This is a genomic window from Dorea ammoniilytica (assembly GCF_025567415.1).
GTDB classification, from domain to species: Bacteria; Bacillota; Clostridia; order Lachnospirales; family Lachnospiraceae; genus Claveliimonas; species Claveliimonas ammoniilytica.
The window spans coordinates 13,383-38,638 of sequence record NZ_JAOQJV010000009.1 but is presented as its reverse complement, the minus strand read 5'-3'; the positions used below and the strand labels follow the sequence as shown (position 1 = coordinate 38,638).

At 41.5% G+C, this 25,256-nt stretch carries 21 protein-coding genes; all 21 read right to left on the bottom strand.

From position 1 onward, the window contains the following. Positions 1 to 7: 7 nt before the first annotated feature. The 21 genes from OCV65_RS08215 to OCV65_RS08115 all read right to left on the bottom strand — a co-directional run bounded on the left by OCV65_RS08215 (position 8) and on the right by OCV65_RS08115 (position 25,155). Complete coding sequence (locus tag OCV65_RS08215; RefSeq protein WP_262581655.1) at positions 8 to 979, bottom strand: glycosyltransferase family 2 protein; 972 nt, start codon at positions 977 to 979, stop codon at positions 8 to 10. A 10-nt stretch (positions 980 to 989) separates the two neighbouring features. Continuing rightward, complete coding sequence (locus OCV65_RS08210) at positions 990 to 2,099, bottom strand: LCP family protein (protein WP_262581654.1); 1,110 nt, start codon at positions 2,097 to 2,099, stop codon at positions 990 to 992. 19 nt (positions 2,100 to 2,118) lie between these two features. Then, positions 2,119 to 3,522, bottom strand: coding sequence for an undecaprenyl-phosphate glucose phosphotransferase (locus OCV65_RS08205; RefSeq protein WP_262581696.1), 1,404 nt, complete (start codon positions 3,520 to 3,522; stop codon positions 2,119 to 2,121). A gap of 121 nt (positions 3,523 to 3,643) precedes the next feature. Continuing rightward, complete coding sequence (locus OCV65_RS08200) at positions 3,644 to 5,470, bottom strand: glycosyltransferase family 2 protein (protein WP_262581653.1); 1,827 nt, start codon at positions 5,468 to 5,470, stop codon at positions 3,644 to 3,646. A gap of 1 nt (position 5,471) precedes the next feature. Beyond that, positions 5,472 to 5,885: a GtrA family protein gene (locus OCV65_RS08195; protein ID WP_262581652.1), complete on the bottom strand. Its 414-nt coding sequence runs from the start codon at positions 5,883 to 5,885 to the stop codon at positions 5,472 to 5,474. A gap of 10 nt (positions 5,886 to 5,895) precedes the next feature. Continuing rightward, positions 5,896 to 6,504 carry a dTDP-4-dehydrorhamnose 3,5-epimerase gene (rfbC, locus tag OCV65_RS08190; protein WP_262581651.1) on the bottom strand — a complete coding sequence of 203 codons (609 nt, stop codon included), beginning with the start codon at positions 6,502 to 6,504 and terminating at the stop codon, positions 5,896 to 5,898. A gap of 78 nt (positions 6,505 to 6,582) precedes the next feature. Further along, complete coding sequence (gene rfbD / locus OCV65_RS08185; protein ID WP_262581650.1) at positions 6,583 to 7,524, bottom strand: dTDP-4-dehydrorhamnose reductase; 942 nt, start codon at positions 7,522 to 7,524, stop codon at positions 6,583 to 6,585. Next, on the bottom strand, positions 7,525 to 8,556 hold the full coding sequence (gene rfbB, locus OCV65_RS08180; RefSeq protein WP_262581649.1) for a dTDP-glucose 4,6-dehydratase: 1,032 nt from the start codon (positions 8,554 to 8,556) through the stop codon (positions 7,525 to 7,527). A 109-nt stretch (positions 8,557 to 8,665) separates the two neighbouring features. Beyond that, complete coding sequence (gene rfbA / locus OCV65_RS08175) at positions 8,666 to 9,562, bottom strand: glucose-1-phosphate thymidylyltransferase RfbA (RefSeq protein WP_262581648.1); 897 nt, start codon at positions 9,560 to 9,562, stop codon at positions 8,666 to 8,668. A 127-nt stretch (positions 9,563 to 9,689) separates the two neighbouring features. Next, positions 9,690 to 10,877, bottom strand: coding sequence for a MerR family transcriptional regulator (locus OCV65_RS08170; RefSeq protein ID WP_262581647.1), 1,188 nt, complete (start codon positions 10,875 to 10,877; stop codon positions 9,690 to 9,692). A gap of 96 nt (positions 10,878 to 10,973) precedes the next feature. After that, positions 10,974 to 11,573, bottom strand: a complete 600-nt coding sequence (locus tag OCV65_RS08165; protein ID WP_262581646.1) for a hypothetical protein — start codon at positions 11,571 to 11,573, stop codon at positions 10,974 to 10,976. Between the two features lie 21 nt (positions 11,574 to 11,594). Continuing rightward, positions 11,595 to 12,332 (bottom strand): ABC transporter ATP-binding protein, encoded by a 738-nt coding sequence (locus OCV65_RS08160; protein ID WP_262581645.1) that lies wholly within the window; start codon positions 12,330 to 12,332, stop codon positions 11,595 to 11,597. Positions 12,333 to 12,344: 12 nt separating this feature from the next. Further along, complete coding sequence (locus OCV65_RS08155; RefSeq protein WP_262581644.1) at positions 12,345 to 13,121, bottom strand: ABC transporter permease; 777 nt, start codon at positions 13,119 to 13,121, stop codon at positions 12,345 to 12,347. Between the two features lie 143 nt (positions 13,122 to 13,264). Beyond that, positions 13,265 to 15,679: a glycosyltransferase family 2 protein gene (locus tag OCV65_RS08150; protein ID WP_262581643.1), complete on the bottom strand. Its 2,415-nt coding sequence runs from the start codon at positions 15,677 to 15,679 to the stop codon at positions 13,265 to 13,267. A 19-nt stretch (positions 15,680 to 15,698) separates the two neighbouring features. Beyond that, positions 15,699 to 18,152, bottom strand: coding sequence for a glycosyltransferase family 2 protein (locus OCV65_RS08145; RefSeq protein WP_262581642.1), 2,454 nt, complete (start codon positions 18,150 to 18,152; stop codon positions 15,699 to 15,701). A 28-nt stretch (positions 18,153 to 18,180) separates the two neighbouring features. Further along, positions 18,181 to 20,109, bottom strand: coding sequence for a DUF2142 domain-containing protein (locus OCV65_RS08140; protein WP_262581695.1), 1,929 nt, complete (start codon positions 20,107 to 20,109; stop codon positions 18,181 to 18,183). Between the two features lie 31 nt (positions 20,110 to 20,140). Beyond that, complete coding sequence (locus tag OCV65_RS08135; protein WP_262581641.1) at positions 20,141 to 22,075, bottom strand: DUF6077 domain-containing protein; 1,935 nt, start codon at positions 22,073 to 22,075, stop codon at positions 20,141 to 20,143. Positions 22,076 to 22,087: 12 nt separating this feature from the next. Further along, positions 22,088 to 22,447, bottom strand: coding sequence for a DUF2304 domain-containing protein (locus OCV65_RS08130; protein ID WP_262581640.1), 360 nt, complete (start codon positions 22,445 to 22,447; stop codon positions 22,088 to 22,090). Between the two features lie 11 nt (positions 22,448 to 22,458). Beyond that, entirely contained in the window at positions 22,459 to 23,151 is a 693-nt protein-coding gene (locus tag OCV65_RS08125) for a glycosyltransferase family 2 protein (protein WP_262581639.1), read from the bottom strand. Positions 23,152 to 23,153: 2 nt separating this feature from the next. Then, complete coding sequence (locus tag OCV65_RS08120) at positions 23,154 to 24,302, bottom strand: glycosyltransferase family 4 protein (protein WP_262581638.1); 1,149 nt, start codon at positions 24,300 to 24,302, stop codon at positions 23,154 to 23,156. Between the two features lies 1 nt (position 24,303). Further along, on the bottom strand, positions 24,304 to 25,155 hold the full coding sequence (locus OCV65_RS08115; protein WP_262581637.1) for a LicD family protein: 852 nt from the start codon (positions 25,153 to 25,155) through the stop codon (positions 24,304 to 24,306). Positions 25,156 to 25,256: the final 101 nt, after the last annotated feature.

Sequence of the window (25,256 nt, the reverse complement as noted above, 5' to 3'; positions counted from 1 at the left end):
AATTATCCTATTCCTCTTCACCCATATCAGAAAACCTGCGAATCACATTCACCCATAATTCCCATTGAATCCCGAGGCATTGTCGCCAGTCCGCTTTTTCTGTATGTACTTTATATTTCTTATCACACATCCGAACACCCTCTGCCAGACCTTTCAGATATGTAACTCCTAATCCCTTCTTTATAAAAAAGGCAGTCTTAACTCCAAATCCTGCTGCCAGGAACGGCAGGTTTAATATAATCTGCCATGTTGGCATATTTTTGTAAATCAGATAAATATTGTTCTTAGACGAATACTGTACTTTAAATTCATTATATCTGGAACCGCTGGATGCACTTCCCACATGAACGACCTCAGCCTTTGGCTCATATACATTCACATATCCATATAATCTTGCACGATATCCGATATCAATATCCTCCAGATATGCAAAATGGCGTTCATCAAATAGTCCGATTTCGTCAAATACTTTTCTACGGTATATTGCTGCACCACCACATGCTGCAAATGTCTTCACACAGTAATTATACTTCTTTGCTGACTGATCTTTTCCTCTGGCAAATGCCCATCCAAGCGCATTATAATACGTACCCGCACTGTCAATTCTGGCTTCATCCTGATACTGAAGCATCTTCGCTTCTACTGAAAAGATCTTTTCGCTCCGTTCTATTCTGCGAAGAAGGGCTTCTACAAAGCCTTTTCTCACCAACGTATCATTATTCAGTAACAATACATATTCCGTATCCGAAGCTGTAATGCCTTCATTCACAGCCCCGCAGAATCCATAATTGCAATCCAGACGTATTATTCTAGTCTGTGGATACAACTTTATAGCTCTGTTCAAACTGTCATCCTTTGAGCCATTGTCCACTACAATTACTTTTATCTCTGTCCTGGTCTCTTCATACAAAGACGCAAGACACGGCACCAGATATTTTTCACCATTATAATTCGGTATTATTACCGTTACTTTACACATGCACTGCTCCTTATTCTCCATTATCCTCTGTACTATCTTCTGAATCATCAGGATAAATACCCGTCACATCCTTAATGTGATCACTGATCTCTTTCACAGTATCTGTCGGTGCATAATCCTCATCAGGGAACAGAAACTTATGAAGCTTGATTACATTTTCTTCTAATCCCTTCGGCACAACATAGGACCCCTGATACCCCGGTATCGAATCCGGTGTCTCATTATCCATTGGAAATCCTTCATTATCACCAATGGAATACTGCAGAAGACCGGTACTCATTTTCACAATCTCCCCCGATGTAAAACTGGTCGTAATCTCAGGAAAGACCGCATCGATAATTTTATTGATGGTACTTAAGTCTGCCTTTTTTGCTTTCTCTGCAATCTTTTCAATCACAAGGCGCTGTCTGGATGTCCTCTGAAAATCTCCACCTTCTGTATAACGAATACGACTGTAAGATACCGCCTGCACTCCATTCAAATGATAGGTTCCTGCCACTTCAGGCTCAATCTTCTTGTATTCTTTACCTGTAATTTCAGAAGTCTCTACACAATAGTTATTCATGTGTACCACTTCTTCATCCGTAAGATCCAGATCTATACCGCCCAGCAGATCTACTACATCTGCAACTGCCAGAAAATTCACACTGACATAATCCTGAATATCCAGATCCAGATTGCGGTTCAACATATTAACCGCAGCTTCTGCCCCACCAACGGCATATGCTGAATTAGCTTTATCATACGTATCATCTTCTGTATTCAGGAGCGTATCCCGATATACAGACACCAGCTTCACTTCTTTTGTGTCATTATTAATGCTTGCTATGATAATGCAGTCGCTGCGTGCATTACCTGTGTCCTCCGGTCGCCTGTCATCACCAAATATCGCCACATTCATATAACCGTCCTGGCTGATTCCATTATTTGTCAGATTCTTCAATGGATTCACATTCAGCTTATCTAATTTAAACATTCCATAGGCAATCACACCAAGAATGCATAATATCAATATCTCTGCTATCAGAAACACGATCCGTCTTCTGCGCTTCTTTCTTCTCTTCTGTCTGCGCATCTCCTGTTTTTTTCTTGCCAGTCTCCGGTCGTCTCTCTGTCCCATATCTCTGTCTCCCCTTCGATCAATATGCGTTTTTATTTACAAACCCCTTAAAAAATGTCATAATCAGTATCTTAAAGTCCAATCCTAATGTCCAGTTCTCTACATAATACAGATCACAATCAATTCTCTTACGAATGGATGTATCTCCCCTGTACCCATTCACCTGTGCCCATCCGGTCAGTCCCGGACGAACCTGGTGTTTTACCATATATCTCGGTATCTCTTCTTTGAACTGCTCTACAAACTGTGTCCGCTCCGGTCTTGGCCCAACCAGACTCATATCTCCCTTAAACACATTAAACAGCTGTGGAAGCTCGTCAATACTTGTTTTTCGGATGAATTTGCCAACCCTGGTCACTCGTGGATCGTTCTTGGTTGTCCATCCTTTCTTTTCTTCTTCCTCTGTCTGTACTACCATTGAGCGGAACTTGTACATCATAAACGGTTTATTCTTAAGTCCTACTCTCTCTTGTTTAAAAATCAGAGGTCCAGGTGAACTCACCTTAATTGCGATCATAGTTCCCAACATCACAGGCGAGAATAATATCAATGCTACTGTTGCGCCAAAGATATCCACCCCACGCTTCATGAATCGATTCAATGGATCATGAAGCGGAACCCGACGGATATTGATCACAGGAAGTCCCTGAATATCTTCCGTATAAGGCTTCGTCGGTATGACATTATTATAATCAGGAATAAATTTCGTATGCACTCCGGACTTCTCGCACATGCCTACAATCCGTTCCAGCTTGTGATATTCTGCCAGTCCAAGTGTGATCACAATCTCATCCAGGCGATTTTCCGGTAAGATAATGGATAAATTATCGATTCTTCCGATCACTTTATACCCCCGATACATGGTGCCTCTCGGCATATTGTCAGCCAAAATGCCTCGTACCGTATATCCCCATTCCGGATTCTGGATAATGCGATCAATATACTCTTCTGCTGCACGGCTGTAACCGATCAACAGGATCTGCTTCTGATTCAATCCATTCTTCCGAATCTTCCGCAGAAATATCCGAATAACATTACGCATCAGTACATCCAGAAAGATATTAATACATAAGAACACAAACAGCATCTTTCTGGAATAATCGGTCTGATGGCGCAGATACAGGATCATAATAAAACATGCGATACCTGTTACATTGGCCTGTACTACATGCCAGGCTTCCAGTCTTCTTCCCTGCACACGTTTCGGAGTATATAGCTGAAATGCATAATATAAGATCAGATATCCCGGCACCACAAAAATGAGTGCACGCATATATGCCTGCAATGACAGATACCAGGCATCTAATGCAAAAAAGCCGGAGCGGAATCTAAAAAACCAGGCAAGCATATATGCTATCACCATTACAACCGCATCCAGCACTACGTGAATTCTATTTAATAATTGCTGATTATTCTTAATCAAGGGGTCACCAACTTCCATTATTTCTCATTCCTCATAATACTATATTTTCACATAAAGAGCAAGCCACAGCGTTTTTCTTAACTGATACTTAAGAAAAACGCTGTGGCTTTTATCATTTTGATTATTCTTTTTGATTATTGCGAAGACTGTAATCCCATTTGGTCAATGTCAGATTCGGATTGTACATTGGATCGCCCTTCTTCAGAAGTTCCAGCCAATGACTCCGCATATATTCAATCTCATTCTGGAACCTGCGTATCTTTTCTTTGGAATCTTCCGTTCCTCTGGATTTGGATTCAAAATGGTATAATTCCACATTTGGGTCATATACCACAAGATATCCCTTATCTCTTGCCCGCAGGCAGAAGTCTACATCATTAAACGCAACCTTCAGCTCTTCTTCCAAGCCGCCAAGCTCCTCATACACAGATCGCTTCACCATCATACACGCCGCAGTCACTGCGCTCAAATCCTGCTGGATGGCTGCTTTGTGGAGATATCCGGTAAACATCCTTGGCATTCCCACAAACAATGCTCCAGCCACGCCTCCGATACCAATCACAATACCGGCATGCTGGATCGTATCATCCGGATAATACAGCCTTGCGCCTACTATCCCCACATCTTTACGCTGACAATTGGCTGTAAGTTCTTCTAACCAGTCTGTCGTAATCACTTCTACATCGTTATTCAGCAGAAGCAGATAGTCACCCCTGGCATGTTTTACGCCAAAATTATTAATTGCAGAATAATTAAATTCGTCCGGCCAATACACGATGCGAATTGTATCCGACTCAATCTTCTTATAATATGCAAAGGTTGCATCCTCTGTACTGTTGTTCTCCACAATGATAATCTCATAATTCTTATAAGAAGACTTCTCAATAGATTCCAGACACTTATCCAGTGATTCCACCTGATCCTTGTTCGGGATGATGATCGAAATCAATGGACTGCCCTGCACCTGATATTTTACCCGGTAAAATCCCAGATCTTTCTCGTGGCTCACTTTGCCAATTTCACCACACCGTTTCAGATGATCTTCGATTGCTCTCTTTCCGGCATCAAATGCATACATCTTGCTTGCCGGATTGTCAGCTGTTGATGCTTTGTGTACTCGCCAGTGATACAAGATTCTTGGAATATGAGCAATTCCCTTTGCCCGTTCCGTACACTTAAGAATCAGATCATAATCCTGTGCCCCATTATATTCACCATCTTCTCCGCCAACTTCTTCTACCAGCATACGATCTGCCACAAAGAAATGGGTAATATAATTGTTAGACCGAAGCAGATCCTTATTATAATCCGGCTTCATATGCGGCTGAAAATGTTCTGACAGATCCATAGTCACCTTATCCTCATCCGAATACAATACCTGCGGTCTGTCATTTTCATTAATTGCCTTTACTACTTCATACAGTGCATCCGGTGTCAACAGATCATCGTGATCCAGCAGTCCGATATAATCTCCTGTTGCAACTGCCAGTACTGCATTCGTGTTCTGTGCAATTCCTTCATTTTCCGGAACATCCTTTACCTTAATCCGTGTGTCCTTTGTAGAAGAAATACGTAAAATCTCCGCCACCGTTTCATTAGTCGGATTGGCATTAGCAATGCACAGTTCCCAATTGCCATATGTCTGCTTTCTCACCGACTGGATCATCTGCTTCAGAAATTCTTCCGGTGTATTGTATACGGGCACAAGAATACTGATCAGTGGTTCGTACTCAAACTCTGTCTCACGCTGCCTCTGCAATTCTTCCATCGTCGGCTTATGATTCTTATACCATTCTTCATAATCCACATCATCTGCCTGAAAGCGTTCCGTTAATCGAATCCAGAACTCCTTCGGTCCAAAATGCTTCATATAAAGCAAGCCTTTTTTTATGTTATATGGTGATAATCTTTTTACGATTTTCAACCAGTCTATCTTATACGTATCCATGCTACTCTCCTGCTACTTCTTTCTTAAACACAAAAAGTCTCTGTCCCAGATAATTAATCACTACAAACAGTACCATTCCTACCAGCATCGCGCCATTATCCTGAATCTTGACAGACTGTCCAGACAGGAGCATGCGCACCAGCGGTTTGGCAATGCCATATGCTATAGCATAACATATACTAATATTAATCACAAACCGAAATACCACCTGCCACGAGCGTTCTTTATTCTGAAACGTGAAATTCTTATTCAGGAAATAACTTAAAATACTTCCAAAAATATAATTGCTTGCAGAAGATACCCAGTAACTCAGATGGAACACATTATAAAACAGGAACATAATTGCAGTACCAAATATAGTATTTGCAACTCCTACCATTGCAAATCTGATAAAAGTACTATCTATTTTCTTCATTCTCTGCACCTTAGAACTTAAAAGTATCCTTTAATACTGCCCATTTCTGGTCTTTATCACTCAGATTCAATGCTGTTCCGTCTGCAAGATGATATCCTTCTGCTGACGGAGTTCCGTTGTATTCACCCTGAAGTTCCGGCCATGTAATGCCAATCTCCGGATCATTCCACGCAAGTCCACCTTCATCACCCGGATGATAAAAGTCTGTACACTTATAGCAGAATTCAGCGATATCGCTCAACACAAGGAAGCCATGTGCAAATCCTTCCGGAATATAGAACTGCTTCTTGTTCTCTTCTGTCAGCTCTACGCCAAACCATTTGCCATATGTCTCACTTCCGCTTCTCAAATCTACTGCCACATCAAATACAGAACCTTTTACTACTCTCACAAGTTTGCCTTGCGGAAATTCTTTCTGGAAATGAAGACCACGCAACACACCTTTCACCGAACATGACTGGTTGTCCTGTACGAACACCATATTCAATCCGGCTTCTTCCATATCTCTCTGATTGTAAGTCTCCATGAAATATCCTCTGGCATCTCCGTGAACTGCCGGTTCGATTACGCACAGTCCTTCAATACCGCCTGCATTCTTCTCTACTTTAATCTGTCCCATTTTATCTTCCTCCAGTTATATACACCAAATCTGCCCGGTTGATTATACCAGGCAGATTCTATTGTTTACTTATTAAAATTAAAACTCGATTTCTTTCAGATATCTGGATAATGCATCCTGCCATGTCGGCAATGGTTCAAATCCATTCTCTACCAGTTTGCTCTTATCCAGACGGCTGTTGAATGGTCTTGCAGCCTTTGATACGCCATACTCTTCTGTCGTTACCGGCGCAACGCTCAAACGATCCTCTGAATATTCTTCATGACCCAGAGCAACTGCCTGACGGAAAATCTCCTTAGTGAAATCATACCAGCTGATATAGCCGCCTTCGTTAGTTGCATGATAATATCCATACTTTTCCGTCTCTATCATATCTACCAGAAGACGTGCAAGATCGAATGTATACGTCGGTGTACCAATCTGGTCATTTACAACTGTAAGTTTATCGTGTGTCTTACCGACATTCAGCATCGTCTTAATAAAGTTCTTGCCATTCTTGCCAAATACCCATGCGATACGTACGATAAAATATTTGTCCAGATTACCGGATACAGCAAGCTCTCCATCCAGCTTTGTCTGCCCATATACATTCAGAGGTGCGTAATCCTTACAATCTGGCTCCCATGGCTCTGTGCCCTGTCCATCAAACACATAATCCGTACTGATATATACCATCTTGCAATTCAGTTCTTTACACATCTTTGCGATATTTTCGGTACCACCTGCATTAATCGCATGTACGATCGCCTGTTTATCTTCATCCTCTGCATTATCTACTGCTGTCCATGCTGCACAATGCACCATAACATCCGGATTCACTTCGCGCATTACCTTTTCTACAGATGCAGCATCTGTAATATCCATCGGAACATATGGCATTGTGGTTACCGGAGTTCCGTCCTGAATACCGCTGTATTCTTCCTTGATGTCTGAACCTACACCTTCATAGCCGCGCTGTGCCAACTCGTTCATCACATCATGTCCAAGCTGTCCGCCTACTCCTGTTACTAATACTTTCATTTATTTAACCTCCTGACGGTGTGCATACATTTTCTCATAATAATTCTGGTATTCACCTGAGATAATAGTTTCCCACCACTCTTTGTTATCCAGGTACCACTGAATGGTCTTCTTGATTCCATCTTTAAACATGGTCTCTGGAAGCCATCCAAGTTCATTGTGAATCTTGGTAGGGTCGATTGCATAACGCATATCGTGTCCCTTACGATCCTCTACATATGTGATCAGGCTTTCCGGTTTGCCAAGTTCTTTGCAGATAATCTTTACGATATCAATATTCTTCATTTCGTTGTGACCACCGATGTTGTATACCTCGCCAACACGTCCGTTATGAATAATCAGATCGATTGCTTTACAATGATCCTCTACATACAGCCAGTCACGGACATTTTCACCTTTTCCGTATACCGGAAGTGGTTTGTCATTCAATGCATTCGCAATCATCAGCGGAATCAGCTTCTCTGGGAAATGATATGGTCCGTAGTTATTTGAGCATCTGCTGACAGTCACAGGCAGACCATATGTTCTGTGGTATGCAAGTACCAGAAGGTCTGCACCGGCCTTGGATGAGCTGTACGGGCTGCTGGTGTGGATTGGTGTCTCCTCTGTAAAGAACAGATCTGGTCTGTCTAACGGAAGATCTCCGTATACTTCATCCGTAGATACCTGATGATAACGCTTGATACCGTATTTTCTGCAGGCATCCATCAGCACTGCTGTACCCTTGATATTGGTATCCAGGAATACTTCCGGATTCTCGATAGAACGGTCTACGTGACTTTCTGCTGCGAAGTTCACTACCATATCCGGCTTCTCTTCCTCAAATAGTTTGTATACAGCTTCACGATCTGTAATGCTTGCCTTTACAAAACGGAAATTCGGGTTATCCATTACAGGCTCCAGTGTAGACAGATTACCTGCGTATGTCAGGCAGTCCAGGCATACGATTCTGTAATCCGGGTACTTATTCAGCATGTGAAATACAAAGTTACTTCCAATAAATCCGGCTCCTCCGGTCACAATAATATTCATAATACTAATTCTCCTTCTGTTGTTATATTATTATTTGCTCACAGAATCTCCCATGCAAGCATGACGCATCAGCTTTACATGTGAGTAAGGGTTCTGGGCAATCACTCGTTTAGTACAGGTTTTCCTGATACTTACCATCTAATACATCTTTCAGATACTGACCATACTGATTCTTCTTCAGTACTTCATATACCTTCAGCACTTCTTCTTTGGAAATCCATCCATTCAGATAACCAATCTCTTCCAGACACGCGATCTTACGGTGCTGATGTGTCTCTACTGTCTTTACAAAGTTTGTAGCATCTACCAGACTCTCATGTGTACCGGTATCCAACCATGTGAATCCCTGTCCGAGAAGTTCTACATTCAGATTGCCTTCCTCCAGATAAATACGGTTCAGGTCGGTAATCTCCAACTCTCCTCTGGCACTTGGTTTCAGATTCTTCGCATACTCTACAACCTTATTATCATAGAAGTACAGACCCGTTACACAATAATTGCTCTTCGGATGCTCTGGCTTCTCTTCAATAGAAACAGCCTTGCCATTCTGATCGAACTCTACGATACCGAATCTCTCCGGATCATCTACGTAATATCCAAATACGGTAGCGCCCTTACCTGACTCTGCATTCTCCACAGCTGTCGTCAGACGTTTCTTCATACCATGTCCTGCAAAAATATTATCTCCCAATACCATCGCAACGGTATCATCACCAATGAATTCTTCTCCAATGATGAATGCCTGAGCCAGTCCATCCGGGCTTGGCTGTACTGCATAAGACAGCTTCACGCCAAACTGATGTCCGTTTCCCAGCAGTTCTTTGAATCTCGGTGTATCCTGTGGTGTAGAAATAATTAAAATATCACGGATACCTGCATTCATTAGCACAGACATCGGATAGTAAATCATCGGTTTGTCATAAATCGGTAATAACTGTTTGGATGTAACCATCGTCAGAGGATAAAGTCTTGTACCAGATCCTCCTGCCAAAATAATTCCTTTCATTTGAACCTCCTGCATATTACATGCTTCGATCGTGGGATACAAACATCCCGGTCTTTTGTCATCTTATGATTGCATTATAAAAGGTGACCTTAGGTCACCTTCAAGCCTTTTTAGAAAATATTAAGATTTATTTTTTAATCACGCACACAAATACTCCTGCATCTTTGGTTATCTGAAATCCATCTTTGGTTCTCTTCCGTACATAACTACGAAACTCACTGTACCGATCCGGCAGATACTGTCCCTGATTACCATGACAGGATAATACATATGCAATCAATGGTTCCGGCTCCGGAACAATCAGATAATCCTCGTACTGTCTCCACTCAATTTTATTAAAATATGGCTTCAGGATATCGAATCCATTTTCTTTTCCAAATCTTTCATACAGATGTTCTGCCGATAATATGATATGCTCATCGAACTTCTGCACCAACTGGCTTACCTCTTTCATATGACTGCTGCCATAAGCTCCGCACACAAATATTCCGCCCGGTTTTAATACCCGGCGTATTTCGCTGCAAGCCCGTCCGATATCTTCACAGTAAAACAACACATGATTCGCCGTCACAACATCGAACATATCATCCTCATACGGAATCTCACACGCATCCGCCGTCTGAAAATGAAACCGTTTATCTCTCACACCGATTTCTCGTCTGGCATCTCTGAGCATTCCTTCTGAAATATCTGTCAGATGCAATTCTATCTGCTTTGGAAGCTTCTCCTTATTTTCTTTCCATAGTTCACCATCACCGCAGCCAAGTTCCAGCACTTTCATATTAGACTTCAGATCTAACTGCTCATAGATCCACGGAAACCATCCCTGCGGGTTCTGTGAATAAAGACTATGAAGATTAATTCTCGCCGAAATATTCGATGCGTCCTGATACTGATTCTTCAGACTCTTTTCCATACCAGTCAGGTGGATCAAATTCAGCATATTGCTCCAGTCCACCGTTCGCTCTGTCTGTATTACATCCATTGTATCCTGAATCGCCTGCTCCACTAGCTGCATCTGTTCCAGCCTGTCTTTCACAAGTTTTAACTGAATCCCTAGTGAATTCAGAAGAAAATGATAATCCACATCGTCAATCGTCATCTCCTGGATATCATCCAGTGAAAATCCCAAATACTTGAGAAGTAGTATCTGCTGAAGTCTTGCGAAATCCTCTTCCGTATAAAATCTGGCTCCTGCTTCACTTACTAACGATGGCTTTAATATATTCTGTTTATCATAATATCGTATCGTCCGAAGCGTTACACCCGCCATGCGGGCAAACTCCCCGGAGGAATAATAGCCTGGTTTTTTCATCACTATTGTCTCCGCAGTATCAATTTACTTTAACAAATAAAGCAACTCCCTGTTTTCCACAACGGAAAACCGGGAAGCCTATTCAATACACTATAATTATTTAAATACTCTGCCCAGCCATCTGATAAACAGGAACACATAGATGATAAATACTGCAGTAACAACAAAAGTCTCAATATCAAACCGGTGTGTCACAGTCCGCAGTACCAGCACACCCTCGCCTTTTTCTCCTTTTACCGTAAGCGGTGCTTCTTTGTCCGCTCCCGGAACTGCATATACAATCACCTGTGCATCCTTTTCACACTTTTCGGTCGTCAGCTCAAATGTATATGTTTTACCTTTACATCCTGTAAGTTCATCAAATTTCAGGTTAAAGAACTTGCCTGCTTTAATTTTATCCAGCGATGCACTTCCAGATGCTACTGTTTTACCATCTTCATCTTTCAGCACATAGCTGATCTTCTTCCCCTTTGCCTGTCCGGATACCGACATTTTTACATTGATCCCATCCAGTTTATCTTCTTTGGAAGTAAATATCTGAGATACCATCTCGCCCTGTTCCAGTCCAAGTGATACATAATTACTGGTATCCGTTTCTCTGTCATAGATTGCATTATTCTTATCCACAACCGCATACAGACCTGTAAATACAATCAGAATAACAGCAAGAATTATCCAGCTTAATTTCTTCTTCATTTTCTACGCTCCTTGTATACTCTAATATGACGTTCTGTAGATTTCTGCAATTTCTTTACAGTCACCAAACATCCGTACATTACCCTTTTCAAGCCAGACTACTTTATTACACAATTCTTCTACCTGCTCAATACTATGAGATACAAAAAGTAAAGTAGTACCCTTATCCAGCATTTCCTGTATTCTCTTCTGACATTTTTCCTGAAAGCGGAAATCTCCAACTGATAAAACTTCATCACAGATCAGTATATCTGGAGTGCCGATTGTCGCAATTGCAAATGCAAGTCTTGAAACCATACCAGATGAAAAATTCTTAACCGGAACGTCTATAAAATCACGCAACTCCGAAAAATCTATAATTTCCTCATAATGAGCTTCCATCTCTTCATGAGAACGTCCCATTAAAGCTCCGTTAAGAAAAATATTCTCTCCTGCAGTAAGGTCAAAATCAAATCCGGCTCCTAACTCAATCAATGGTGCAACCTCACCACGTACCGCTACAGAACCCTTTGTCGGCTTCAGAACACCTGCAATGATCTTCAGCATCGTACTTTTACCACTTCCATTTAAGCCGATCAGTCCAAGTGCATCTCCTCGCTGGATATTAAAAGAGACATCCTTCAATGCCCAGAATTCATTTGTCGAAATCTGGCTTTTCAACGTTTTAATAAAATACTCTTTTAAGCTGTCAACTTTTTCAGATGCAAGTGCAAACCGCATAGACACCTGCTCTACGCTGATAATATCTGTATGATCCATTCTTCTCTTCTCCTATATATCCAGTATAAATGTATCCTGACGCTTATAAAATACATATAAACCAAGTACCATCACAACTGCAACTTCAACTGCTGCAAGCAGAATCGAAGAAATGCTCGGCAGCATATTATTAATCATCACATTTCTGAACATAGTCAGAATATTTGTAAGTGGATTCAATAATACAATTTTCTTCAGCCATTCCGGAAGAATCGACATCGGGTAAATAACCGGTGTCAAATACATCAAAGCAGTAACAAATACGGAATACAAATGCATGATATCACGGAATTTGACTGTGATCGCTGATAGGATAAGTCCCACTCCCAGTGAAAAGAACACAATAAAAAGCAATGGTATCGGTGCAAGCAGAACTGTATAATGTAATTCCACACGCATAGCAAGCATCACAAAGATCATCGCCGTAAATGATGCCAGCAGATTAATTGAACTCGAAAAAATTCGTGACAATACAAACATATACTTCGGAACATAAATCTTCTTGATCAATGGACCATTCATAACAATAGCTCCCATTGCATTCGTTGTCGCTTCATTGAAAAAGTTGAAAATCAACTGACCACTTAGCAGATACACTGGAAAGTATTCTACATCAAATTTAAACATATTCGAGAACACTATTGACAGCACCACCATCATAAACAGCGGATTTAAAATTGTCCAGAACACACCAAGAATCGACTTGCGGTATTTTGTTTTGATATCTCGCATGATCAATTCTTTTAACAGCGGACGGAACTTATTAAAATTTTGTATATATTTCGACACTATATTTCCTCCACGATAAGACATATTATACCTGATAAATACGAATCTATTTTATTATACAGAACTGACTATCTGCTGTCAACGAAAGCAAAAAATTACAGCGGTTTCCATGTTTTCTGAAAACCACCGCAATTTTTCTTTGCTTATCTTACATCAACAGCCAGGCTGAAGTCATTTTTCGCCAATGTTAAATTCGGACTATAATATGGATCTCCCGTTTCCAGTACCTCTTTCCAGCGTTCCTGAAACAGCGCGATCTCTAAATTGAACCGGCGCACTTTTTCATCTGTATCTTCCATTCCTCTGGATTTTGATTCATAATGTTTCAGTTCAGCGTACGGATCATAGACGATCAGATAACCGGCCTTCCGAATCGCAAGGCACAGATCCACATCATTAAACGCCACTGCATACTGCTCATCAAAGCCTCCTGCTTCTTCAAACACTCTGCGATCCACCATCATACACGCTGCCGTAACGGCACTGTAATCCTGGGTCAACATGATTCTGCCACAGTATCCCGGATCATCATGCTCATATCCTACAAATGCATGTCCTGCTACGCCGCCAAGCCCTACGATCACGCCGGCATGTTGAATCGTTCCATCTTCATAATACAGTCTTGCTCCAACCGCACCGACTTCCTTCCGCTGGCACTGTCCAAGCATTTCTTCAATACAGTCTGCGTTCACGATTTCCGTGTCATTATTCAGAAACAACAGGTAATCTCCGCCGGCATGCCTGACACCGGTATTATTGATTGCCGGATAATTGAACCCCTTTTCTTTCCAGTATACAACCTTTGCTCTCGGCATCTTCTCCGCAAGCTGTTCGTAATACGCAAATGTTTCTGCCTTTTCACTATTATTCTCCACAATAATATACTCGATATTATGGTAGGTATTTATTTCTTCCAGCGAACGCAGGCACTTATCCAGATCCTCTATGTGATCTTTGGTCGGTATGATAACCGAAACCAATGGTTTCTCTTTCACACTGTACTTCACACGAAAACAGCCTTTTGCTTCTGCCGGAAGTACCTCCGCACAGATTCCCAGCCGCTTTAGATGCGCTTCCAGCGCACGCTTCTCTGCATGGTATTTGTCTGCTTTATTTGTATCCGCAGTATTCCGCACATGATATAACACTTTCGGAATATGAACAATATGCTTCGGATCTGCGCATTCCGTACAGCGCAGTATATAATCATACTCCAGCGCATCATCAAATGACGGATCCAAATATCCTGCATTTTCAGCTATATCACAGCGAACCAGACACAGATGTGAAATATAGTTACAGCTCCTTAATAAATCCAGATTATAATCCGTCTTAAACTGCGGAGCGTAATATCTGCGTCTTCCCAGATCCAGCTTATCTTCATCTGTATACAGGATCACAGCTTCCGGTTCCTGATTCAGTCTTTTCACACATTCATAAAGCGCATCCGGTGCCAGACAGTCTTTTGCATCTGCAAGTACCATATAGTCTCCAGACGCTTCCCGTACTGCCCCGTTCAGCATCTCTGCCAGACTTTCCTGTTCTCTCATACGTATGATTCTTACCCTACTGTCAGCACATGTGCCAAGCTCAATCTTAGTATCCATCGCCGCTGCGATACAGAGTTCCCAGTCTGCATAGGTCTGCTCCAGCATTGACCGGATAAGGTCTGTCAACAGCCCGCCGGATTCCTCTGCCGATACCAGCACGGAAATCTTCGGCTGATATTCCAGATATTCATCTCTCTGTCTCTGCAGTTCTTTTTTATCAGGTGTATAGAGCTTCCGCCAATTTTTATATGTAATCTGATCCTTTTTCAGCAGTTTTCTCTGAATCTTATCATACGTTCCCCGGATCCCATACTGATGCATCGAATCACTGGTCTTTTCTGCAATCCGCTCTATCTTTGCCAGCCTGCCAAACACAGCACTGTCATCTGGATGCAATCTTGACATTCCATGTCTGTTTCCAGCGTTCAGATACAGCTTCCATGCATCGGCTTTATCCACGCATGCAGCTGCCTCGAACCCTTTAATATCTGTTAAACAGGCTTCCGGGATAACCGCTTTCACATCCGGTCTTGCTTCATTCTTTACTTCCACCGGAATATACTTCCCATGACTAGTAAGCGTAATCTCGGTATGTGTAGGCTCCGCATACCATCCTTTTACAATCACCTGTCCATCCTGCATCTGAACCTGCTCAATCTTATACGCCAGTTCCATCTGCATCTTCTTCAATCGAGAAACCGCATACATTCCTGCAAGTCTCTTTCCGTCTTTGCCATATTGTACGATCCTGAGTCTGCTTCCCTGCTGCCAGTCATCCGGGAGCTGCACCCACGCATAATACTGCTTCGTAAGCGTCCCTTTCTGCTGCATAAGCGAAAACGGAAGGTCATGTTCTTCCACTTTTATCTCCAGTTTCTGACGATCCAGCGTAGCAACAAGCCGTTCACCTGCCATCGTGTCCAGTCTGAAACTTCCGCACAGAAACAGCACATTCTCATCATATAAATGAAATCTGCAGTTCTTGATATAAAATACATTTTTAATCATGATAATATCCTCAGTCCATTTACTGTCTCAAATCAAAATTATTCTCATTCAGCGTCAGATTCGGATTATAGTACGGATCTCCCTGATCCAGAATATCAAACCATTTCTCATGGAATGTCTCGATCTCTCCCATAAAACGGCGCACCTTCTTCTCGCTGTCTTCTTTACCTCTTGACTTGGATTCATAATGGTACAATTCTGCATATGGATTATATACAACCAGATATCCTGCTTCTCTTACCTTCAGGCAGAAATCAATATCATTGAATGCCACAGCTAATTTTGGATCAAATCCATGTACCTTGTCAAACGCTTCTTTCTTAACCAGCATACATGCCGCTGTCACTGCACTGCAGTCATGAGCAATGATCGCTCTTCCAAAATATCCCGGTGATTCATGTGCCTGGCCGGCAAATGCATGACCTGCAACTCCCTGGATACCCACAATCACGCCTGCATGCTGGATTGTTCCATCTTCATAGAACAATCTTGCTCCGACAATTCCCACATCTTTCCGCTGACAGTATCCCATCAGTTCTTCCAGGCAATTCTCATTGATAATCTCTGTATCGTTATTTAAGAACAGATAATAATCTCCCTTTGCAAACGATACTCCGTAATTATTAATCGCGGAATAATTGAATTCCTTATCCCAGCGGACAACTCTGACCTTCTTATTTTCTTTCTGCAGTTTCTCATAATAGGTAAATGTCGCCTTATCAGTACTATTATTTTCCACAATGATATATTCGACATTCTGATACGTAGATTTATCTTCAATCGACCGGATACATTTATCCAGATCGTCAATATGATCTTTGTTCGGTATAATGATCGAAATTAACGGCTTTTCCGTTACCCGGTATTTACTTCTATATATGCCAAGATATTTTGTAGACTCTACATCCGCCGGAATTCCCACTCTGTCATAGTGCGCCTGCACTGCTCTTGCACCTGCCTCAAATGCATATAATTTACTTTCCGGATTTTCTGCCGTTGAATCTTTATGCGCACGCCAGTGATACAGCACCTTTGGAACATGCTTCACACATTCTGCGTGTTCCACACACCGCAGCACAAAATCATAATCCTGCGCACCATCAAATTCTCCATTCAGCACACCTGCTTTTTCAAACAGATCCCTGCGTACCGTTGTAAAATGGCAGAAATAATTCGTTCCCCGCAGCATATCAATATTAAAATCTGATTTAAAATGAGGCTGGAAGAAATCTGATCCATCCATCGATATCTTATCTTCATCAGTATAGATCATATCCGTACTAGGCACTTCATTCATCATCTTTACACATTCATATAATGCATCCGGTGTCAGCAGATCATCATGATCCATAAATGCGATCCAGTCTCCCGATACTATTTCCAGTGCCTTATTAGTATTGTCAGAAATCTGCAACGGAGTCTCATTGCTCACCACTTTGATCCTTGCATCCTCTGCTGTATATCTCTTCAGCTCATCCTCCAATGGTGACGGCTTACCGCTTCCATCAGAAAGACAGAGTTCCCAGTTACTATAAGTCTGTGCTTTTACAGAATCGATCATTTCCTGCAAGAATACATGATCCGTCTTATACAGCGGAACCACGATTGAAAATTTCGGCGCATATTCAAAGCTGGTCATTCTCTGCTGCTGAAGTTCTCTGCTATCCGGAAGATGAATTCTTCTCCAATGTTCATACAAATTAAATTCTTTCTTCGAGAGTTTGATCTTCACACGTTCGTAGACGTCCTGAATACCATACTTTTCAAGATATGTCACACTCTTAACACTGTATTTCTTTATCTTCTGTGTAACTTTCTTTACAGGCGTATTCTTAAGCGTTACACCATACCGCGAACTTCTGTCTCCATCCTTCATAGACACATAGACTGCTCCCGGCAGCTCTCCCCTATACAGGATCTCGAATCCATATACATCCTCTTCTGTACATTCCGGATAATAGCTGAAGATATCCGCATTCTTCTTTCTTCTGATCTCGACCGGAAGCGTTCTTCCTTTTTCATCTTTAACCGTAATATCCACATGGGCAAGGCACACGCACCAACCCTTGATCATAAAGCCCTGATCTTCATATTTTTTGCATTTGGCACGGTATTCCAGCTCTTTAACTTTCTTCTTCAGCTTCATAACCGAAATTTGAAAATCTTTAGCCGGATTCTCATCCGCAGAATCCTTTGTAGTCAGTTGCAGTTCTCTTTTCTTCTTCCAGTCCTCCGGAAGTGTTACATGAACCGCATAGATATATTTCGGGCGTGTTCTGCCCTCCTCCATTTCCATCATCGCGATTCCAGTATTAATCTTTTTCTCAATATGATATTCCAACGGTTCCTTATCCAACATTACCTTGATACCAACAGAATCTGTCTCTTCCACTCCCATCCATCCGCTGATGATAAGCTTTGTTCTGTCTACTGCATGAAATCTGCACTGTGTAACAACAAATCGTTTTTCCATGTTAATCTCCATTTATCTTTTATTATTCTCAGACAATACGTGCCAAAATAAAATATACAAAAATCTGCCAGAACATAAATCCTCCGGTTAGCAGCATAACTGCCATCTGATAATTTTCTGCCTTCACCTTACATTTAATCTTACTATTCTGCAGGCAAACATACAGTAAAAACAGAAACGGTAGATAGTATCTTGCCTGGACTCCCGCGATCTGTGTCTTGCCGACTTCTGTAAACGAAAGATAGAGGGCTGTCCAGATCAATGCAATCGTAATCACAATACTAATCACAATTCCCGCCCGATGTCTGCCGGATAATTTATCCAGCCTTTCTTCACGGTAACTGTCCGTTACTGCTGTCACAACAGCAATCACTGAAAATATAACTGGCGGTGTGATCGTTCCAACATAACCCATTGTGCCAAATACTGCTGTACCAATTGTATAATCTACCAGCGTATCCCACACATTTCTGATCAGAACAACTGCATATGCAAATGGCTTTCCCAACACATATGCCATCTGTCTCGTCACGCTGGTATCACCGCCTCTTGCATCTCCGGCAACTACTGTTCCTCCTCCGCTGTGGGGAAGAAGCACCGGAAGCACAAATGAACTCATCAACATTAAAAATCCAAGAATCAATACTCCCCGGTATATACGACAGCTTTTCTTTGATTCATATTTTTCACACGGAATCATAAGTCCAAGTAACATAAGCGGTGCGTATACCGCCTTCGGCATGCATCCAACAGCCATACAGACTACAAATAAAACTTTCCATTTCATGGACGCTTTTTCTTTAGACAAAAGCATTTTAAGAAAAATACTAATCCCTATCGCTATAAATACCGTAACCGTCACATCATATGTGTAACAGATACTGATAAACAACGCTGTCGGTGCCATGGCAATCACTGAAAATATCTTTTTGCCAATTGGAAGTATCGCCGCAGCCACAGACATGCCAAGCGCATATAATAAAACATTTGAGAACTTGCCCAGCAGCCAGCAGATATAAAACGGCAGATGAAGCGCCAGCCCTGCTTTCAGAAACAGAATCTGAAAAACATAACCTATACTGGATAAGAAACGATTCTTTTTCGCAACCGCACTCGTCGCAATACTTCCCATCTCATTCGTACGATGGATTTCTTCTACATGTTCATCAAAGCTTGCCATCTGTTCCGGTGAAAACCAGTTAGCATGTACCTGAAAATTATCCAGTGCTTTATTACCCGTCATCTCTCCCGGGCTTAATTTATATGTATTCATGATATGGATCTGTTCATCCCATCCAACAATTGTCGGAGGCTCCATAACCAGCATACACGTTGATATGATCAAAATACTGACAAACAATGCTGCTTCCGGATATTTTGCATTCTCTCTCTTAAACATTGCCAGATACAATCCCAGAAATATCACAGCCATAAGAAATAACGCCAAAAAAGGATTCCAGTCAAAACCATTATCAATAGTAAAGTCCGCAGCATCAATGCCAAATTCCAGCCCGGCGAAATCGAATTCAATCTTTTCTACCCTTGCATGAATATTAATAGTAGAATGTGACAGTATATTTTTATACCAATCTGTAATCTCACGTTCTTCGGTATCTCCATAAATGTTGGACACATACACCTTTACTTTACTTTTCGTGTATTCCGGCACAGCATATGCATATTTCAATTTCGATATATAGGTTTTTTCCGGAAAAGTTATCGTCAATTTAGATTCATCGCCGCTGATATGATAATTTCCATCCTCAACCGTAACCTTATCACATTGGATATCCGATGCTTCAACTGTCCGCTGCTCATGTGCACCGCCTTCACGCAGATACTGCGCTCCTGCATAGCCCATGGACAGGATCATGCCTCCCAAAAAGGCACCCGCAATACAAATGATCCATTTTCTCAGATTCTTTTTATTTACAAAACATTTCCATCGTTCTTTCATTTTATACACAATGTCTTTCCAACACCCCTCTTTACTCAGCTTTATACCAAATGAAATATCTTCCATCTTCCGTTGATGCTTTCAACGAATAACCCATTCCATCAAACCTCTCTTTATAATCTGGACTCTGTGTAACAATACAGTTCACTCCGGTTCCATCTAATTCCTTCTCTAATTTATCTGCATTTTCCTGATTCGGATCTGCCACAAAGGCATCATAATTTACCTGCTTATATTCCGACAACGCCGGATTATTACTCATCGTGTAGCGCTCCATTGCTGATGCTGAAATGATATCCGGTGCATACGCTCTGATGGAAACGGCTAATGAATGCAGTGCATCATTATCAACCACGAGCTTCGGCATAACCACGCACAACTGATCTCCTGTTTCATCTGTGAGTTTCTCCAACTCCTCTCCAAGCAGGATTGTTGAATTTGGAATAAAATATTTATTATTCTTCATCACTCTGAGGCTGTTTACCACATCCGCTTTTTTCACCGGATTATCCGGAAGCACTTCGCCTCCATTCTGTACAAAGCCGCCTAACATCACGACTGTAAGCACTGCACTCATACAGACGCTCACAACTCCCGGCAGCATATCCTTCTCCGTAACCCTGTACAGTATATAGCACAGATAACCCATATTCAATACAATAAAGTAATACACAACAGCAGTCCAGGCTCTTCCGCCTACAAAACCATACACGGAACACAGTTCAAATACATCATTGTACTCCGGCGTGATGATCAGCAGAACCATCAGTACAAACTGTGCATTCAGCTTATATATCGTCTTGTTTTTCAACAGGAAGCTGCATACAAAGATCAAAATAAATGGATACAGCGCGATTGATGTCAGCGAACTTGTGATATCATTTTTAACGACCTGCGCAATGCCTTCGTTATTCGGCAGGATTATACCGGCCGCAATATATACGATCCCCAGCAGGATCCCGGCAATCCGTTCTTTCTTTCCATACTCACACGCCAGCCATATCAGTCCTGCCGAAAATGCTGATACCAGAATAATCGGCAGTGCAATCGTCGATTTAGAGACCAGCACAACGGATACCGCTATATAACCGATCACCATAGGAACCGTCTTCTTTCTCGTTCCGTATTTTAAATACAGGATCATGAATATGCTGATTCCGCACAGCCGTACCATCGTTGCGCCCAAAAACATTCCTGTCTGCAGAAAAAACATATCCCGCAGAACCAGTATTTTGGAATTTGTCAGATACAGATAATATGTAGAAATAAGCGGTAAGATTGCAGCAACATACTGTGCTGTATTCCGGGACACTTTGATCCCGGCTGTCTTAACCACCTGCTCTGTCAGATATTTCATCACATTAACAAACAAAAAGTAATAAAATGCTGACTGGAACAGACGCAGATACAGTGTCGGTGCAGCTCCCAGCAGTTTCACATATACCGATGCTTCAATCTCCCACGTATTTACAATATAACTGCTGATCCCAGTTCCCGGTATTCCTGCTGAATAATTATAATTTCCACCGATCCGTGTATAGGGCATTGTCACTACTTTAGTGATATAATAGCCGTCATCCAGATGGTTGCCAAGCCAGAATCCAGCATAATAAAATGCCATCATTAAGATCACAACGGCACACATTACATATAAAAACCAATTTTCCGCTATATATTCCTTCACTCTGATGGAATAAAATCCAAATTTCTTTTTCTTAGCCGTATATAGAATAACTCCTGCTATTCCGATCCACAAAACACCCATATAAACTGCAAATACCATCCATGGAAGATCTGCCAGCTGCATCGGAATTGCTCCCGTAGCCACAAAAAAACTATACACTAGATAGCCTGAAATAAAATTACCGGACACACTCTTCTCTTCCCTGCTCACAGCTTTTCCAAACATATAAAGCATTACCGTAAAAATGGTCCAAAATAATATACACACCAAATAATCTTTCATGTATATTCCTTTCTAGTCGTTTTTACTATCGTTCTTTTCGTCCATCCGCTTCTCATATAAAGCCAGTGCCTGTGCCAGTTCTTTAATGCGGATAGATGCTCTGGACACCGCCACCGTCAATACAAAAATAATCATCAACGAAAAACAGAATCCCAGGAAAAACAGCATATTGATCGGGCTGGCAATCCCCAGTGTTCTCGCCATCCATGTGATCAGCTGTGGGAAACAGTCTAGCACGAATATTCCCACGCCTACGATCAGCCATGCAAGCGCATATCTGAGTTCCAGCCTTTTCTTCCGAATCATATTAACAATCACGCATAACGCCATCACTACGATAATTCCAATTATGATTTGAATTCTTATATTCATATCCTCACCTTTTAGTACTTTCTGATACGCTCGATCAGGATTGCAAGCGTAACTTTAATCATATAATAAACCGACTTTTTCATAGAAATAGAAGAAACTCCGCCCGTTCTCTCTTTCATCACAACAGGAATCTCTTCTACTTTCATATTTCTTCGGAGCACAGCTACCACACTCTCCGGTTCCGGATAATCTCTTGGATAATCCGATGCAAAAAGTGCCATTACATTGCGTCCGATCATCCGCAGTCCCGATGTAGGATCTGTGATCTTCGTGCCTGTAAGAACCGTGATCAATCCTGAAAAGAATACAATTCCTATCCGGCGGAGCTTAGATGACTGAAATCCTTCTTTTTCGATAAATCTGGAACCTATTACCATATCCAGTCCATTGTCCATCAAATGCTCTGCCATGACACTTAAGAACTCCGGATCATGCTGTCCGTCTCCATCCACCTGTACCGCCACATCATAGCCGTGTTCCAGTGCATATTTATATCCTGTCTGTACTGCACCGCCGATTCCAAGATTGATTGGAAGATTCACAATATTATAACCATTTTCTTCGCAGATCTGTCTTGTCCGATCCGCAGAACAGTCATTGATGATCACATAATCAAATCCCTGTGCATTCTGCTGGATCGATGTGACCGTCTTTTCAATATTACTTTCCTCATTATAAGCAGGAATAATGATCAATTTTTTCATAATTACTCTTGAACTATCCTCTCTAAGTTATCCGTTGTATGCTGCCATGTAAATTTGTCTTTCAGCCTATTATAGCACAGCTCCTGTCCCTTTTTTCTTAATTCCGCATCCCGGACCGCCCTGTCAACTGCCCGGTATATATGCTCCACAGAATTATCCGGCATTACAGCGCCATACTCTTCTCCTGCCACAAGCTCCTTCGTGCCGCCGCGTTCTGTTGTTATAATATAACAGCTGCATGCAGCCGCCTCTAATGCAGACGTAGAAAAGCCCTCCGAAACCGATGGAAGGCAAAAAATGTCCGACTGAACCAATAATGATATAATATCTTCAAACTTCAGTCTTCCCAATGGAACAATGTATTCTGACTGGTGCCGCTTTACATAGTCCATTTCTTCCCCTTCGCCGGCAAGCAGCAAATATACTTTTTCATTCTGTGTATGATTATACCGTTCAACCGCTTCTATCAATTCATAGATGCCTTTTTCCTTTAAAAGCCTTCCGGTAAATGCAATCACAACAGCATCGTCTTTTATCTTATATTCTGTGCGGAAATCTCTGCCTGCCTGCGCTTTCAGCTTTTCAATCTTCTCAAGATCAACCGCATTATACAATACGCCTTTGGACGTAATATGAAAATGCTTCGACCATGCACAGCATGCCTCCGATACACCATAATAATCTCTGCATACTCTTTTTAACACAAATGTATGCATATGCTCATACACTCCGCCGATAAAATCCAGGCACTTATTATGCACAGACAGATGACTGGTGCCATGTTCAATGCAGATACTCTTGATGCCTTTGCACTTCGCATAAACCGCCGCATAAATAGAATGCAGATAGAACCTTGCATTAATCACAACAATATCATACTCCTGTCTTTTCAGATATCGGTGGATCTTCCAGAAATCTTTATTTAATTTCATAACCGGAAATCTTCCATTTATAAAATTATAGCATGGAAACCGAAGTACTTTTATTCCTTCGATATTTTCATGTATCGGGCTGTCTATTGTATTGTTAGTAATAACAACGACCTGATTCCCTCTTCGTATTAATTCCTTTGATATGTTATACGTGTAATTCTCAATTCCGCCCATATGTGGCAGAAACTGAGCCGCAAATATGCAATATTTTTTACCCATATTATTCTCCAAAATCTATGATCAGCGGACGATGATTCATCCTTTTTTCTTTCGGCGGGAGCTTCATATAATCTCCAAACAATGTCTTCAGATGTTCATGTACATTCCCCGGAACATACACTTCAAACTCATCAAACGGCATCTTCTTCAGCGGATACATCTCTTCTTTTCTACATGCATTCAGCCATGACTTTGGCGGCTCAAAAGAAGCAATGTATTTTGTCTGTTTATAGTTATAGCGCTGAGATACTTTCTGAAACTGATGATAAACCTTGATCGGCGTGATTCCAAACAGTCTCATACTTCTGCGCACAAAACCACAGACTGCCTCTACAATCTGCTTCTTCCTGCCGGTATATGGTATAAACAGCGTGCCCTTTCCACTCAGGAACAGAAGGCGTCCTAAAAACCACGCTTCCGCAAACTGGATCTTCCTTGCAAGGAACCCATCTGCCAAATGATCAAACACAAAAAAGTCAATATTAATCCCTGGAACATAATCACAATCCGCCGCATCTCTGGATACAAACTTAGTCCCCTTTTTCTGAAAATGGGTTACTGTACATGCATATGATCCATTCGTCTCACATGTCAGAAATTCGTACTTGTCTCCAAGCTCTGCTTCCAGTACATGCTTCAATCTAGGGAAATCTTCCCTAAACACTCCGACATCAATATCATCATCCCATGGAATAAATCCATGATGCCTTACGACTCCTAATGCACTTCCAAACAGTAAAAATATATCAATCTCATTCTTTTCACACACTGCCTGGACATCCTTCAGAATCTGCTTTTGAACTGCCTGTACTTTTTTTAATGTATCTTCATCATAATATTGATCTACTTTCATATTATACCTTCTTTATTTATCTTTCTAATATTACTCAAACATTATAACTAACTACATAACAAAAAGCAAATTAAAAGCGTTTTCTATAGTTCTTCTCTTAA